This window comes from Devosia albogilva, assembly GCF_042685625.1.
GTDB lineage: Bacteria > Pseudomonadota > Alphaproteobacteria > Rhizobiales > Devosiaceae > Devosia > Devosia albogilva.
The window spans coordinates 2,365,304-2,380,563 of sequence record NZ_JBHUNP010000001.1; the positions used below are offsets into that span (position 1 = coordinate 2,365,304).

Consider the following 15,260-nt stretch of genomic DNA (forward strand, 5'->3'; position numbering starts at 1 on the left):
TCGCTCAACATCCGCCGCCGCGCCTCGATCAGCGGCACGGGCGCATCGTCAACTTCTCCTCGGGGCTGACCCGCGCCTCCTATCCCGGCTTCTCCGCCTATTCGGCGGCCAAGGGCGCCATCGAGATCCTGACGCTCTATCTCGCCCGCGAACTCGGCAGCCGCGGCATCACCGCCAATGTCGTCGCCCCCGGCGCCATCGAAACCGACTTCCTCGGCGGCGCCGTGCGCGACACCCCGGCCTACAACCAGGCCTTCGCCAACATCATTGCGCTCGGCCGCGTCGGCCTCCCCGAGGATATCGGCCCTGCGGTGGCAAGCCTCTTGGGCCCGGAAAACCGCTGGGTCACCGCCCAGCGCATCGAAATCTCCGGCGGCCAGAACATCTAGGATGCCTCTGGTGGCGGCAGCAGTCACCACCAGACTTGGCCGTTCACGCGCGCAGCTTCGCGGCCAGTTCTGCTGCCTGGATGCGGATATCGGGGATGGCTTCGATTTCCCACAGCCGCCCGCGGGTCAGCGGGCCAATGGCGAACAGCCGGCTGCTGGTCTTGCCGGCAGCGTCGCTCACCGCGCAATCCTGGCTGACATCGAGCCCGATGCGCAGCGGATCCGGCCGGGCGCGTCCGCTCGAGACCAGGTCGTGCAGTACCGGGTTGGAACTCGCCGCCACATCGACGCTGACCCCGCCGCAGTCATAGACGCGGCTGACCGCAATCCGCTCGGTGGTCTTGCTGCCCCGCCGACGGATGGTGGCGACCACGCCCTTGTCGGCTTTGGCGATGTCGAGGAAATACCCGGCAATCAGTTCCATCTGTCCCGATGCGATTGCTGCGGTCATCCGGTCGTGCAGTTCCGGCGGCAGCCGGTGACGGTGTACGTTCCACAGGGGACGCGCATGGGCAAGAAACTGCCGTCGCGAGCGCTCCGACCAGTTCTGCCAGATCGATTGGCTGTGGGGACGCAGGGCGTCGACCACGCTCCGCCAGTCGCCCCCGCGTTCGATGGTGGCGTCCAGTTGGCCGCGGAACCAGCGCAGGAACGTCACGATGCTCTTGCCGGTCGGGACCGTCTCCGCCGCGAACTGCAACGGTGGAACGTCGTGATGCGCCTGCGGCAGCAATCCGTTGCGCGATACCACCAGGATGTCGCCCCTATGCCCGGCGGCGGCGAGGCTCAGCCAGGCATCGACCATGCTGAGGCCCGAGCCGAGAATGATCACCGGATCGTCCGGATCGATAGGCGTGTCCTGGGGCGATCCGGCGCGGACGGCGAGGCCCTTGCTTCGCGCCGGCTGCGTCTCATGCCCAAGCGCAAGCACCGCAAGGTCGGCCTCCAGCACCCTGCCATCGGTGAGATGGGTGCTGATCCCGCGCTCCGTTTCGCGCACCGCCATGGCTTCCCCATTGACGATCAGCAACCGTCCCCTGGCTGCTCGTCCCACCTCCTCGAGCAGCGATCCGAGATAGCTGCCATAGAGCCTCCGTGGCGCGAACCACCAGCCGTCTGGACCGGGGTCGTAGCCACGCGAGACGAGCCAGGCGCGGAAATGGTCGGGCTGGTCCGCGAAGGCACTCATGTTGCGGGCAGGGACATTGACCTTGTGGTCGCGCTGCATCGCCGAATAGGCGAGCCCCACTCCGAACTCCCCGCGTCGCTCGATCACCGTGACGCGAACGCCCATGCCGCCATCGCGCAGCAGATGCGCGGCAAGCAGCACGCCGCTTGCGCCCCCACCGATGATGATGATCGAGCGCTCACCTGTCATGCCGTCTCCCGTTTGGCCCTGGCCAGAGTGAATATGCCGACAAACCACATCGCCGCCTCCATCGCTTCGGGAGAAGGGTCAAGCTGAGTCTACTTCGCTGGTCGAGAATTGGAAACACGGCAGATGCGCATGACGCGGAAAGCTTGGGGCGCGCCCCTGGCGGTCGACTTACCTGCTGTCTTGGGCTAGGCCAGTCGGAACCGCTGGGAAGAGGATCGCAGGATGAAGACACGCGCCGCCGTTGCATTCGAAGCTGGCAAGCCACTGGAAATCCTGGAGGTCGACCTCGAGGGGCCCAAGGCCGGCGAGGTGCTGATCGAGATCAAGGCCACCGGCATCTGCCACACCGACGAGTTCACTCTCTCCGGCGCCGATCCCGAGGGCATCTTTCCCTCGATCCTCGGCCATGAAGGCGCGGGCGTCGTCGTCGAAGTGGGTCCCGGTGTCACCAGCGTGGCCGTGGGTGACCATGTGATCCCTCTCTATACGCCCGAGTGCCGGCAGTGCGCCTCCTGCCTCTCCGGCAAGACCAATCTGTGCACCGCCATTCGCGCCACCCAGGGCAAGGGTCTGATGCCCGACGGCACCAGCCGCTTCTCGCTCAAGGGCCAGCCGATCTACCACTATATGGGCTGCTCGACCTTCTCGAACTACACGGTCATGCCGGAGATCGCGGTCGCCAAGATCGACCCGAAGGCGCCCTTCGACAAGGTGTTCTATGTCGGCTGCGGCGTCACCACCGGCGTCGGCGCTGTGCTCAACACCGCCAAGGTCGAGGTCGGGGCGACCGCCGTGGTGTTCGGTCTCGGCGGTATCGGGCTCAACGTCATCCAGGGGCTGCGCCTCGCCGGGGCCGACATGATCATCGGCGTGGACATCAACAACAGCAAGAAGGAGTGGGGCGAGCGCTTCGGCATGACCCATTTCGTCAACCCGACCGAGATCGAGGGCGATGTCGTTGCCCATCTGATCAATATAACCAAGCGTGGCATCGATCAGATCGGGGGCGCCGACTACACCTTCGACTGCACCGGCAACACCAGAGTCATGCGCCAGGCGCTCGAGGCCAGTCACCGTGGTTGGGGCAAGTCGGTGGTGATCGGGGTGGCCGGTGCCGGCCAGGAAATCTCGACGCGCCCGTTCCAGCTCGTCACCGGCCGCACCTGGATGGGCACCGCCTTCGGTGGCGCCAAGGGCCGCACCGATGTGCCGCGCATCGTCGATTGGTACATGAACGGCAAGATCGAGATCGACCCGATGGTGACCCATACCCTCAGGCTCGACGACATCAACAAGGGCTTCGATCTGATGCACCGGGGCGAGAGCATTCGCTCGGTGGTGCTGTACTAGGGGCGCGTTGCCACTGAACCCATCGTGAACCAACCTGCGTCAACCCGCCGCCCTGCGGCGGTTGACTGCCGGGGAGGGTCACAAAGCTTGGAGAATGGGGCAGGCAATGGGGACACAAAGAGGCATAAGGCCCGCAATTTCCCCATTCACGCCCTGCTGAGTGCCCTTTGAGGACACATCCGTTCGTTTTAAGCGCCGCCAGAAACGCAACGAACGGATTTTAGTTCCCACTCATGCAGAAAATTTCTCGTCTTGCCGCTGGCCTGTTCCTCTCCGCCGCCGTCGCCGCGACTGCCATCGTTCCCCCGGCCCTTGCCTCCACCGCCCATCACTCGGGCGTTGCCTCCTGGTACGGCCCCGGCTTTCACGGCCGCACCACCGCCAATGGCGAGCGCTACGACATGCACGCCATGACTGCCGCTCACAAGACGCTGAAATTCGGCACCAAGGTAAAGGTCACCAACCAGAACAACGGCAAGTCCGTGGTCGTGCGCATCAACGACCGCGGCCCCTATATCCGCGGCCGGGTGATCGACCTCTCCCGCAGCGCCGCCGCCGCCATCGACATGATCGGCCCCGGCACCGCCGAGGTCAGCATCGAGATCATGAGCTGACCCGATCTCGCGTCGCATCACGAAAGCCCGGCCAAGCGCCGGGCTTTTTTGTGCCCAAGCGAACCCCACCTTTCGGTGTCGGGTCAGGGCAGTGCAATCATGAGAAGGGCTGGAGCGGGTGAAGGGAATCGAACCCTCGTCGTAAGCTTGGGAAGCTTCTGCTCTACCATTGAGCTACACCCGCGACACGGCGATAGATGCTGGAAATCGCCGGAGGCGTCAAGGCGCCGTGTTGGACGGCGCCTTGGGAGTTCAGCCAGCGGCCGCTTCGGCGGCGTTGGCGTTGGCCGGCCGCATCTGCGCCCGGGCGATGCCGTAGCGCCAGCGGTGATCGGTGGTGCGCAACCGGCTCTGGTAGAACAGCACCAGCTCGTTGCCCTGGATCATCACCGTCGAATGGCCGTTCTCGCCCGGCTCGAGCGGATCGAGCACCGGGCCGAGGGTGCGATAGGGGCCTTCCACCGTCTCAGCCACGGCAAAGAACACGCGCTGGCGGTTGCCGCGCTCGCCGGCAGGCAGGAAGCAGGTGGCATTGAGCAGCACCCGGCCGTCCGGCAGTTCCACCAGTTGCGCGCCCTCGATGCCCCACTCGTAGTCGTCATGGTCGCGCGGGTTGTGGTGCGGAATGTCGCTGTGGTCGAGAATCTTGCCCAGCCGCTCCCACGGCCCGAACCAGGTGCCCGAGAGGCTGCGCGCCAGGAACACGTCGGGCTGCGGCACGCGGGCGAACTTGGCCATGCCGGAATAGACGATGTATTTCTGCCCACCGACGACCGCCGGATGCGGATCGTAGATGCCGTCCTCGTCGGTGTCCGGCAGGGCGACGAATGCCGTCGGCAGCCGCACCCACTCAAAGCCGTCATTGGACACCAGATGCTCGCAGCGCCCGCCCGACTTCATGAACTCGGTTTGGACGAACATGTGGAACACGCCCTCGTCGAAGATCACGCCCGGCGCGGCGACGCCCGAGCCCTGCACCGGCAGGCTGATCAGCGGCTGTTGGGTCCACGGGCCTTCCATCGAGGGCGCGGTGGCATGGTAGATCTTCCAGGTTTCGGTGGTCACCGTCCCCCCGGAGCCGAACACGTGCCAGAGTTGCCCGTCGAAAACGGGGCAGGGATCCTTCACGTCATCAAGGTCGGCTGGATGGAAGAGGGGAAACTGATTGGTGTCGAAACTGATCTGCATTTTTCTTGCCGTCGGCGATGGAACTTAGCGAGTCCATCGAGCGTTGACGCTGCGCCCGAAGTCCGGCCCGTTCTAAGGATCGCGCACATATCGGCGCAATCAAGCCTGTTTCAAGAATAGATTTTCGCTGTGGCGCGGCGGACTCACTTTTGCACGCAAAGGTGATGGATTCGCGCCCGCGGACCCTCAGCCGACGTGCCGTTCCACCTCGGGCAATTGGTAGAAGCGGTCCGGCCGGTGCCACCAGCCCTGGGCTACGGCATTGGTGCCGGCGCACACGCCCGAATCAACCAGTTCCCGCGCCGCTTCGGCGAGGAAGGTTTCCGCCGGCGGATCGTGACGGATGTCGAAGGCGCCGGGTTCGTAGAAGCCATTGTTTTCCGTGAGCAGCGTATTCCAGTCCACCGACCCGAACAGCGACCACATGGTCACGGCTCGCAGGTCCACCCCCTCCGCGGCCAGGGTGCACGCCGCATCCCAGACATCGAGCACCCAGCGCACCTGCTCGTCGCCGGTGCAGCCGTGATGCGCCTCGGTGACGGCGATGGGAATGCCGTAGCGCTCCCACACTTCGCGCAGCCGCGCCTCCGGTCCGACCTGGTCCTCCAGCGCGGGGATGCGTACCGCCTCGGCATCGGCGTAGCGATCGCGGCCATTGCCGCCATGGAAGTGGTCCGGATAGTGCCACCAGTGGTGGTCGAGGTAGCGCTCGCTGGTGAGGTAGTGGTTGACTCCGATGATGTCCGGCGGGGTCGGATTGTCGCGGAAGAAGTCCAGGTCCGCTTCCGTCACGCCGGCATCCAGTAGCGGCCGCCAGAAGCGGTGGTTGCGGTCGACGCGGCCGCAGAGGAGATCGAAGCCGAGCCAGCGGCGTTCGTTCTCGTAGTCGGCCTGGTACTGCAGCCGCGAGGTGGCGAACACCTTGCCCATGTCCTCGGTCTGCACCAGTTGCGCCTGTGGCGTGATGCGCCGGATCGCCTGCATGGCGAGTACCGTGGCGCGACACTCGTTGGCCAGCATCCTCAGGAACGACGCTTCGTCGCGGCGGTGCGGATACCAGTGCCCGTAAAGCCCGCTGAACCGGGCCGTGGTCACCGGCTCGTTCACCGGCGTGAACTGCCGCACATGCGGGTAGCGTGCCGCCACCCGCTCGGCGTGGCGGGCGAGGCCTTCGGCGAAACCGGGATCGAGCAGGTCGGTGTAGCGCGGCCCGCTGCCGTGGTGCACCAGCCCGACGATCGGCTCGATGCCCAGTTCCTGCAGCCGGCCCAGCCGTTCGTCGGAAAACTGCCAGTCGCACCGGTCCGGGTCGTCCGGCGACACCGTCTCCCACAGCACCGGATAGCGCAGCGTGCGGATGCCGAGCGCGGCGACGCGATCGAGATCCTCGATGCGGTTCCGGTGGCCGGTCTCGGCGAATTCGTCGCGATAGTCGTGGCCGATGCGGACCACGGTACATTCGAGCCCGCCCCAAAGTTGCATGGAGCCGGCCTTGCCGTTCGTTTCCTTACGCTGCACTAGACGGCCTCCGGCTGCCGCACCTCCGCGCCTACGGGGATGCTCTCCTGGATGCGGCGGAACTCGGCCAGCGCCTGCCCCACCACCTGATCCATGTTGTAGTAGCGATAGGTCGCGAGCCGCCCGATGAAATGAACATTGGGCGTTGCGTCCGCCAGGTGCTTGTACTGCCGGTAGAGCTCCTGGTTCTCCTCGCGCGGCACCGGATAGTACGGGTCGCCGATATCGGAGGGATACTCGTAGGTGATGCTGGTCTTGGGGTGCTGCTGGCCGGTCAGGTGCTTGTATTCGGTGATGCGGGTATAGTCCCGGTCCTGCGGGTAGTTCACCACCGCCACGGGCTGGTGCCACTCCTCCTCCAGCGTCACATGCTCGAATTGCAGCGAGCGGTAGGGCAGCTTGCCGAAGCGGAAGTCGAAGTACTCGTCCACCGGCCCGGTGAACACCACGCGCCGATGGGGGATGACGTCGCGGATGTCGCGGAAGTCGGTCTGCAGCATCACCTTGATGTTGGGGTGGCTGAGCATGCGCTCGAACATGCGGGTAAAGCCACCCGCGGGCATGGCCTGGAAGCTGTCGGTGAAATAGCGATCGTCCTCGTTCGCCCGCGTCGGCACCCGGGCCGTGACCTGCTTGTCCAGCTCGGACGGGTCGAGCCCCCATTGCTTGCGCGTATAGCCGCGGAAGAACTTCTCGTAGAGATCCCGGCCCACCCGCGACAGCACCACATCGGCCGACGTCCTGATCTCCTCGATCCGCTCGCCGCGCTCGGCCAGAAACGCCTCCACCTCCTCTTCTGTGGTGAGGTTCAGCCCATAGAGCTTGTTGATTGTGGTGCGGTTGATCGGGATCGGCAGCAATTGCCCGTCGACGCTCGCCAGCACCCGGTGCTCATACGGGCGCCACTCGGTGAACTGCGACAGATAGTCGACGATCTGCTCGGAATTGGTGTGGAAGATGTGAGGCCCGTACTGGTGGATCAGCAACCCCGCATCGTCATAGCGGTCATAGGCATTGCCGCCGACATGGTTGCGGCGGTCCACCACCAGCACCGACTCGCCCCGCTGTGAAGCGAGGCGTTCGGCAATGACGCTGCCGGCAAAGCCGGCCCCGACCACGAGCCAGTCAAACACGGGCGGCCACTCCCGCCGTGGCACTGGTGCCGAGGCCGGACGCCGGGCGCAGTTCGGCCAGGATCAGCTGGTTCATCTCGCCCCAGGTCTTGTCCCAGCTCATGCTGGCGAGCTTACGGTTGACCTTCTCTTCCCAGGGTTTGCGGTCCATGCGGAACAGCTTGTCGATCGCGGCTGCGGCCTCGGCCGGAGTGGCGGCGATCTCCACCAGCCCCTCGGTTCCATAGGGCTTCACCACGTCGGCCACCGCGGTCGACACCACCGGCTTGCCGGCGGCGAGGAACTCCGGCGTCTTGGTGGGGCTGATGAAGCGCGTCGACTCGTTGAGCGCGAACGGCATCAGCGCCATGTCCCAGCCGGCGAGGTAATCCGGCAGCGCCTTGTAATCCTTGCCGCCGAGCCAGTGGATGTTGGCCCGCTGCGGCAGGCTTGCCGGGTCGATCTTCACCACCGGCCCGATGAACACAAAGTTGAGGTCCGGGCGCAGCTCGGCGATCTCGCGGACGAAATCGAGATCCATGCGCTCATCCACCACGCCGAAGAAGCCGACGCGCGGATGCGGAATATCGGCCTGGTCGGCGGGGTCCACGGCGCCAAGCCGCCGGGCGCGGGCGAAATGCGCCGCGTCGACGCTCGAGGGGAAGGCATGCACATTGTGGTGCTGGCGGCGCTTGGATTCATAAAGGCTCATGCCGCCGGTGAAGACGATATCCGCCTTGGCGAACAGCTTGCGCTCGCATTCGCGCATATGGGGCGACGCACCGCGGAAGGCGGAGAGCTCGTCCATGCAATCGTAGATCACGACATCCGCCGAGAGGTGATCGCTGAAGCTCATCGCCATCGGCGTGTAGTACCAGAGCACGGTTTCGGCCGCCGGCGTGTCGGCCACCAGCCCGTCCACCAGGTCGCGCAGGTGCTCGTCGATCTCGGCCGGGCTCAGCCCATGCGGCAGCATCGGCACGGCGACCATCACGCCCTCGTTGGAGCGCTCCACCCGCAGGTCCGGCTCGATGCCGTCCTCGAAAATGGGCTCTTCGAAGAAGAACACGCGGTAGGTCCTGGCGGCGCGGCTCAACAGGTGCTGGGGCCGCTGAAACACGAAGTTCCAGCGCAGGTGCGAAAAGCACAGCAGCAGCGGCTGCTCGCTGTTCGCCGCCTGGGACTGGCGCACGATGTTGGGGATGGGCTGGAAGGAGGCGGAGGCAAGAGAAGGCGGAGTGGTTCTCGGCATGTCAAAATCCAATCGGCATCGATCGGCGCCCATGAGGCCCGCTGGAGAGTGTCGCACTGTGGGGTGGAGGACGGCGCGGGAAGGAAGTCCGCAATCGATACATCCTCCGAAGGTTCCGCCATCCAAACCGGGCTGGGGGTACTCTCGTTCCGCCGGGCAACGTAAATAAATGCGCCGTTTCAACACCAGCGCCCTGGCCGGCTCGGGCGGCTAATCTGGTTGAACAGATCGCGAGGCTTGGAACGGGCTCGCGACCGCGGGGTTGGTCTCCATCCAGCAATGGAGAAGACCATGTCCAAACATATGCCTCCCATCCCGCCGGAAAATGTCAGCCCCAAGGGCCCCGGTGGCGATGACCACGTCGACCTGCACGGCGAGCATGGCGGCAAGGGCCACCCCGGCGAAGGCCGCAACCTCGCCCAGCAGGGCCGCCAGGGCAACAGCAAGCAGAACACCACCCATCAGGGTTACCAGCAGGACAGGTGAATCATGTCCACTTCCGACAAGACCGAAGCCGCCAACCGTCACCACGGCGGACCGGGCAGCAGCCACCAGAGGTCCGACCTGCCTGATCCCACTGAAGGTCGCGGTCCGGCCCCGGGTCAGCCGACCAACGGCCGGCAGTCCGACGTCTCCGGCGGCGGTGGCGTGCGCGACAGCCATCACACCCACAACCCCCGCGACAAGGGCGGCAATAATTAGCGAGACAGGGCAGGGCGGCTCCGGCCGCCCGCCTCTAGCCCGGATAGGGCTTGAAGTGCTTTGAGAGCTTCAGGGTTTGCGCCTGGTAGTTCGAGCCGAGCGCCGAGCCGTAGAGCCGGTCCGGCTTCTCCGCCAGGCGTTCATAGACCAGCCGTCCGATGGTCTGGCTGTGCCCGAGCAGGAACGGCACCTCGCGGCTCCGCACTTCCAGCACCGCCCGGCTGCCGCTGCCGCCCGCCGGCGAGTGGCCAAAGCCGGGGTCGAAGAAGCCCGCATAGTGCACCCGGAACTCCCCCACCAGCGGATCGAACGGCACCATCTCCGCCGCATGCGTCGGCGGCACATGCACCGCCTCGTGGCTGACGAGGATGTAGAACTCGTCCGGATCGAGGATCAGTTCGCCGCCGCCGCGATTGACCAGCGGCTCCCAGAAATCGAGCACGTCGAGCGCACCCTTCCGGTCGACGTCCACCACCGCCGTGTGGCGCTTGGAGCGGAAGCCGACCAGCCCGTTGCGGCCCTCGCCCAGGAGGTCGATGGATAGCGCCACCCCGTCGCCGACCGGCGTCGTTTCGCCGAACACCAGCCCTTCGGCCTCGTGCAGCGCCACGTGCTCGGCCGCCGACAAGCGCGTGTCGCCCGACCGGAAGCGCATCTGGCTCAGGCGCGAGCCGGTGCGCACCAGCACCGGGAAAGTGCGCGGGCTGATTTCGAGATAGAGGGGGCCGGCATAACCCGCCGGCAACTGGTCGAAACCGCGCGCCCGGTCGCCGATCACGCGGGTGAACACGTCGAGCCGGCCGGTGGAACTCTTGGGATTGGCCGAAGCGCTGACCGCAGCCGGCAGCGCCAGCGTTTCCTGCAGCGGCACGAGGTACACGCAGCCGCGCTCCAGCACCGCGCCCTTGCTCAGGTCGACCTCATGCAGCTTCAGCGCCTCGATGCGCTCGGCCACCGAATGGGAGGGCCCGGGCAGAAAGCTCGAGCGCACCCGGTAGGCCACCGGCCCCAGTCGGAGGTCCAGGCTTGCCGGCTGCACCTGATCGGCATCGAACGGACGGGCAGCCGCTATCGCACCCTGCTGGTGCAGGGCTTCGATCAACCGTGCGGGAAAGACGCCCTGGGGCCAGTCCTGTTGCATCTCGAGCAGCTCACGCGGGCGAAGGCCCGGGTTTTCCTAGCAACCACCGCGGTTGACGCCAACAGCCAATTGCCCTTACATCACAGCCCAGTGGTGATTTGGCCGGTCGCTTGCAGCCACTTAAAACAAGTCGCTAAGGACCGTGTGGGAACCGGCCGCCACTCGCGTGCCGGTTTTTTTGTCTGAAGGCAGCGCCCATGTCGAAACAGAACAATCCGCTCCGCGATCCGAAGAACCGGTCCGCGGCCACGCAGATGGTTCACGGCGGCAACAATCGCACCGAGTTCCACGAGACCAGCGAAGCGCTGTTCCTGAACTCCGGTTACTCCTACCCGAGCTCCGAACATGCCGAGCTCCTGTTCCAGAACAAGATCCCGGGCGGGCACAATTACTCGCGCTTTGCCAACCCGACGGTCGACGTGTTCCAGGAGCGCATGGCGCTGATCGAGGGTGCCGAGGCGGGCCGTGCCTTTGCCTCCGGCATGGCCGCCGTCACCAATGCGGTGATGAGCCAGGTCAGGGCAGGGGACCACATCGTTGCCGCCCAGGCGCTGTTCGGCGGCTGCCGCTACGTGGTGGAGGACTACGCGCCGCGCTTTGGCGTCAGCTCGACCCTGGTCGATGGCCGCGACCCCGAGAACTTCGCGCGCGCCATGCAGCCGAACACGAGGCTGGTGTTCGTCGAAACGCCGACCAATCCCACGCTCGAACTGGTTGACATCAAGGCCGTCGCCGAGATCGCCCATGCCCACGGGGCCAGGCTGATCGTCGACAACGTCTTCGCCACCGCGCTCTACCAGAAGCCGCTGGAACTCGGGGCCGACCTCGTCACCTATTCGGCCACCAAGCACATCGACGGCCAGGGCAGGGTGCTCGGCGGCGTGGTCCTCGGCTCGAGGGAGTTGATCGAGGGCGACATCCACACCTTCCTGCGCCAGACCGGCGCCACCCTCAGCGCCTTCAATGCCTGGGTGCTGCTCAAGGGGCTCGAGACCTATGCCCTGCGCATCGAGCGGATGACCGATAGCGCGGAAAAGGTCGCGGCCGCTCTCGCGAGCCACCCCAAGGTCGAACGGGTCATCTATCCGCACGACCCGAACCACCCGCAATGTGACCTCGCCAGGCGGCAGATGAGCCGCGGCTCGACGCTGCTCGCCATCGACGTCAAGGGCGGACAGGAAGGCGCCTTCGCCCTCTCCGACAATCTGGCGGTGATCCTGATTTCCAACAATCTGGGCGACGCGCGCTCCTTGATCACCCATCCGCGCACCACCACCCACGCCCGCCTCACCGAGGAAGTTCGCCTCGAAACCGGCGTCACCCCCGGCCTCCTGCGCCTCTCGATCGGCCTCGAAGACCCCGACGACCTCATTGCCGATCTGATGTACGGCCTGGATCAGGTCTGATGGTCTGGTTTGTGCCGACACCCCCACCCTCATTCCCTCCCCACAAGGGGGAGGGAGGCGACGGGCGCGCGCCCACGGCGCTCACTTTGGAGAGTAGCAATGGCCGTGCGCGCACGGCGCTCTCGGCTCCTGCACTCCCTCCCCCTGATGGGGAGGGAAGCGAGATAGGACTTGGCCTGCCAAGTCCGTCATCGAGCCGGGTGGGGGGCTTTGTCAGCGCACTCGCGGCCGTGCTGATGACCGTTGGCCTCGCCACCCCCGCTTTCGCCCAGACCCTGCCCAACCATACCGATCCGAGCGCGCGCGAACTGCTGCCCAGCGTCACGCCGATCCCCGCGATCCGCTTCCTCACCACCGCCGATTTCCCACCCTTCAACTTCCGTGATGGGGGTGGCGAACTGATCGGCTTCAACATCGACCTCGCCCGCCGCATCTGCGCCGAGGTCGACGTCGCCTGCACCATCCAGGCCTGGCCCTGGGAGCAGGTCGCCGATGCGCTGGCCGATAATCAGGGTGATGCGTTGATCGCCGGTCTGGCGCTGACCCCCGAGAACGGCGAGCGCTTCGACTTCACCGCCACCTACCTCGCCTTGCCCGGACGCTTCGTCACCCGTCTCGAGGATGCCGAACGCTTCGATCCCGCCCAACTGGCGGATCGCACAGTCGCCGTCCGCTCCGGCAGCGCCCACGCCACTTTCATGCAGCGCTACCTGCCGGACGTTGCGACCCGCGCCTTTCCAACCGAGATCGAGGCACTCGAAGCGCTCAAGGCTGGCACCGCCGACGCCTTCTTCGGCGACGCCATGCGCGCCTCGTTCTGGATCAACGAAAATCTCGGCTGCTGCGGCTTTGCCGGCGAGCCTTATTTCCGTCCGGCGCTGTTCGGGGAGGGTCTCGCCGTCGCCGTCCCCGCCGGGCAGGACGCGGTGCGCCAAGCCATCGACTGGGCCCTGGTGCGCCTCCAGGACAACGGCACCCTCGACGAACTCTACCTGCGCTGGTTCCCGGTGGGGTTCTACTAATCCGGGAGCTTGCGCAGCCGCGCCCGCGCCGCCACCTCGATCGCCGCCGTGGTCAGCCGGTCGAGCCGCATGTGGTCGCGCATCAGTTCGAGAAAGCGCAGTTCTTCCTGCTCCAGCAAGAGGTCCACCGCAGTGACCTCGACGGCCAGGGCATAGGCCGTGTCCTCGAGCTTGGGCGGCAGCGCGGCGATGGCTTCGGCGATCACGCCGTCGAGCCCCGCGCCATCATTCATCGCATCGGCGCAGGCATTGGCCACCTCAGCCAGCCGCGAGCGGTCGAAGCCCTCGAACACGGGCAGCCGCCCGATCAGCCCCTCGATGCGGTCCAGCTCGACCTCGGTGATGTCGTGGTCCGCCGAGGCGGCAACGATCATCAGGCGGATCAGGGCATCATGCACGGAAAGCGACATCGGCGGGTCCTTGGGCGTAACATTTGCGCCAACACCTAGGCAGCCAGCCGCGCCTTGGCAAGGCAAGCCGCCGTTGACGCGCGCCGCCGCCGGTGTCAAACACCCCCGGTTCCCCGAGATAGAGGCTTTCCCCAGTGCTGCCCGAGCTTGACCCCGCGTTTTTCGACGCCGCCCAGACCGCCCGCGCCTGGCCGTTCGAGGAGGCGCGCAAACTCGTCCGGCGGCTGGAAAAGTCCGGCAAGACCGAAGCCCTGTTCGAGACGGGCTACGGCCCCTCGGGTCTGCCGCATATCGGCACCTTCGGCGAGGTTGCCCGCACCACCATGGTGCGCACCGCCTTTCGCCTGCTCACCCGCGACCAGATCCCGACCCGGCTGCTGTGTTTCTCCGATGACATGGACGGCATGCGCAAGATTCCGGACACCGTCCCCTCCAAGGAGGCGATGGAGCCGCATCTGCAAAAGCCGCTGACCTCGGTGCCGGACCCCTGGACCAACGAGCACCAGAGCTTCGGGCACCACAACAACGCCATGCTGCGGCGCTTCCTCGACACCTTCGGCTTCGACTACGAATTCGCCAGCGCCACCGACTACTACAAGTCCGGCAAGTTCGACGAAGTGCTGCTGCGCGCCGCCGAGCGCTATGACGACATCATGGCCGTCATGCTCCCCACCCTCGGCGCCGAGCGGCAGGCGACCTACTCGCCCTTCCTGCCGATCTCGCCGATTTCCGGTCGCGTGCTCTACGTGCCGATGAAGGAAGTGAACGCAAAGGACGGCACTGTCACTTTCACTGACGAAGATGGCCGAGACACCACCGTTCCGGTCACTGGCGGTAACGTAAAGCTGCAATGGAAGCCCGATTTCGGCATGCGATGGGCCGCTTTGGGTGTCGATTTCGAGATGTTCGGCAAGGATCACCAGACCAACCAGTCGATCTACGACCGCATCTGCGCCATCCTCGGCGGCACCCCGCCCGAGCACTATGTGTACGAGCTGTTCCTCGACGCCGAAGGCCAAAAGATCAGCAAATCCAAGGGCAACGGCCTCACCATCGACGAGTGGCTGACCTATGCCTCGACCGAGAGCCTGGGGCTCTACATGTTCCTCAAGCCCCGGGTGGCCAAGCGCCTCCACTTCGACGTCATCCCGCGCCAGGTCGACGACTACTATTCCCACGTCGCCGCCTACCAGACGCAGGATGCGGCCGCCCGGCTCGAGAACCCAGCCTTCCACGTCCACTATGGCGACGTGCCCAACCCCGACGTGCCGCTGAGCTTTGCGTTGCTGCTGAATCTGGTGGCGACTGCCAACGCCCAGGACACCAAGGTGATGTGGGGCTTCATCTCGCGCTACATCCCCGGTGCCAGCCCTGCCACCCATCCCGAGCTCGACAAGCTCGCCGCCTATGCCGTGCGCTACTTCAACGACAAGGTGAAGCCGCTCAAGGTTTATCGGGCGCCCACCGAGCAGGAGCGCGCCGCCCTCGAGGACCTGCGCACCCAGCTCGAAGGCTATGCCGGCTCGACCGACGCCGAGGCCCTGCAGAACCTCGTCTACGAGATCGGCAAGGCCCACAAGTTCGAGCCCCTGCGCGACTGGTTCAAGGCCATCTATCAGGTGCTGCTCGGCGACGATCAGGGCCCCCGCTTCGGCTCCTTCATCGCCCTCTATGGCGTTGGCGAAACCCGCATGCTCATCGAGGACGCCCTGGCCGGCAAGCTGCTGACCTGAGGGCTGGCTTGCTGGTCAGCCGGTGATGTCCTACGCTCCTTGCCG

Annotated in this window: 14 protein-coding genes, 1 tRNA gene, 1 pseudogene and 1 riboswitch; of the genes and pseudogenes, 8 read left to right on the forward strand and 8 right to left on the reverse strand. The window is 65.9% G+C overall.

The genetic code is table 11. The features are described 5' to 3' along the window. Nucleotides 1–38: 38 nt before the first annotated feature. Nucleotides 39–389, forward strand: a pseudogene (locus tag ACFSX5_RS11870) (SDR family oxidoreductase); the annotation flags it as partial. A gap of 43 nt (nt 390–432) precedes the next feature. Here the strand turns inward: ACFSX5_RS11870 and ACFSX5_RS11875 are convergent. Continuing rightward, on the reverse strand, nt 433–1,767 hold the full coding sequence (locus ACFSX5_RS11875) for an FAD/NAD(P)-binding protein (RefSeq protein WP_386833678.1): 1,335 nt from the start codon (nt 1,765–1,767) through the stop codon (nt 433–435). 222 nt (nt 1,768–1,989) lie between these two features. On the opposite strand from ACFSX5_RS11875, the gene ACFSX5_RS11880 reads away from it, so the two are divergent. Together ACFSX5_RS11880 and ACFSX5_RS11885 are read left to right on the forward strand one after the other, a co-directional pair. Next, the gene (locus tag ACFSX5_RS11880) at nt 1,990–3,117 is read left to right on the forward strand and encodes an S-(hydroxymethyl)glutathione dehydrogenase/class III alcohol dehydrogenase (protein WP_386833679.1); all 1,128 of its coding nucleotides are present in this window, start codon (nt 1,990–1,992) and stop codon (nt 3,115–3,117) included. A gap of 233 nt (nt 3,118–3,350) precedes the next feature. Beyond that, complete coding sequence (locus ACFSX5_RS11885; protein WP_386833680.1) at nt 3,351–3,731, forward strand: septal ring lytic transglycosylase RlpA family protein; 381 nt, start codon at nt 3,351–3,353, stop codon at nt 3,729–3,731. A 110-nt stretch (nt 3,732–3,841) separates the two neighbouring features. Here the strand turns inward: ACFSX5_RS11885 and ACFSX5_RS11890 are convergent. The 5 genes from ACFSX5_RS11890 to ACFSX5_RS11910 all read right to left on the reverse strand — a co-directional run bounded on the left by ACFSX5_RS11890 (nt 3,842) and on the right by ACFSX5_RS11910 (nt 8,801). After that, nucleotides 3,842–3,915, reverse strand: a tRNA-Gly gene (locus tag ACFSX5_RS11890). Nucleotides 3,916–3,983: 68 nt separating this feature from the next. Beyond that, on the reverse strand, nt 3,984–4,919 hold the full coding sequence (locus tag ACFSX5_RS11895) for a hypothetical protein (protein ID WP_386833682.1): 936 nt from the start codon (nt 4,917–4,919) through the stop codon (nt 3,984–3,986). Between the two features lie 186 nt (nt 4,920–5,105). Further along, nucleotides 5,106–6,437 carry a family 1 glycosylhydrolase gene (locus tag ACFSX5_RS11900; protein WP_386833683.1) on the reverse strand — a complete coding sequence of 444 codons (1,332 nt, stop codon included), beginning with the start codon at nt 6,435–6,437 and terminating at the stop codon, nt 5,106–5,108. After that, complete coding sequence (gene glf / locus ACFSX5_RS11905) at nt 6,437–7,570, reverse strand: UDP-galactopyranose mutase (RefSeq protein ID WP_386833685.1); 1,134 nt, start codon at nt 7,568–7,570, stop codon at nt 6,437–6,439. The genes ACFSX5_RS11900 and glf overlap by 1 nt, the downstream gene beginning before the upstream one ends. Then, a complete protein-coding gene (locus tag ACFSX5_RS11910) occupies nt 7,563–8,801 on the reverse strand; it encodes a glycosyltransferase family 1 protein (RefSeq protein WP_386833687.1) in 1,239 nt (412 codons plus the stop codon). Before ACFSX5_RS11910 ends, glf begins: the two co-directional genes overlap by 8 nt. 291 nt (nt 8,802–9,092) lie before the next feature. Here ACFSX5_RS11910 and ACFSX5_RS11915 point away from each other — a divergent pair, with 291 nt between their 5' ends. Together ACFSX5_RS11915 and ACFSX5_RS11920 are read left to right on the forward strand one after the other, a co-directional pair. Then, nucleotides 9,093–9,287 (forward strand): hypothetical protein, encoded by a 195-nt coding sequence (locus ACFSX5_RS11915; RefSeq protein ID WP_386833688.1) that lies wholly within the window; start codon nt 9,093–9,095, stop codon nt 9,285–9,287. 3 nt (nt 9,288–9,290) lie between these two features. Then, on the forward strand, nt 9,291–9,503 hold the full coding sequence (locus tag ACFSX5_RS11920; protein ID WP_386833690.1) for a hypothetical protein: 213 nt from the start codon (nt 9,291–9,293) through the stop codon (nt 9,501–9,503). Between the two features lie 34 nt (nt 9,504–9,537). On the opposite strand, the gene ACFSX5_RS11925 is transcribed toward ACFSX5_RS11920, so the two are convergent. Further along, nucleotides 9,538–10,644: a 2'-deoxycytidine 5'-triphosphate deaminase gene (locus ACFSX5_RS11925; RefSeq protein WP_386833691.1), complete on the reverse strand. Its 1,107-nt coding sequence runs from the start codon at nt 10,642–10,644 to the stop codon at nt 9,538–9,540. Between the two features lie 80 nt (nt 10,645–10,724). Then, nucleotides 10,725–10,800, forward strand: a riboswitch (SAM riboswitch). Between the two features lie 41 nt (nt 10,801–10,841). Here ACFSX5_RS11925 and metZ point away from each other — a divergent pair. Beyond that, entirely contained in the window at nt 10,842–12,050 is a 1,209-nt protein-coding gene (gene metZ / locus ACFSX5_RS11930; protein ID WP_386833692.1) for an O-succinylhomoserine sulfhydrylase, read from the forward strand. Between the two features lie 236 nt (nt 12,051–12,286). Further along, a complete protein-coding gene (locus tag ACFSX5_RS11935) occupies nt 12,287–13,072 on the forward strand; it encodes a transporter substrate-binding domain-containing protein (protein WP_386833694.1) in 786 nt (261 codons plus the stop codon). Here ACFSX5_RS11935 and ACFSX5_RS11940 read toward each other — a convergent pair. Further along, complete coding sequence (locus ACFSX5_RS11940; RefSeq protein WP_386833695.1) at nt 13,069–13,482, reverse strand: tellurite resistance TerB family protein; 414 nt, start codon at nt 13,480–13,482, stop codon at nt 13,069–13,071. The two genes, ACFSX5_RS11935 and ACFSX5_RS11940, sit on opposite strands and share 4 nt — an antisense overlap. A gap of 134 nt (nt 13,483–13,616) precedes the next feature. Between ACFSX5_RS11940 and ACFSX5_RS11945 the strand changes: the two genes are divergently transcribed. After that, nucleotides 13,617–15,215 (forward strand): lysine--tRNA ligase, encoded by a 1,599-nt coding sequence (locus ACFSX5_RS11945; protein WP_386833697.1) that lies wholly within the window; start codon nt 13,617–13,619, stop codon nt 15,213–15,215. Nucleotides 15,216–15,260 lie beyond the last annotated feature (45 nt).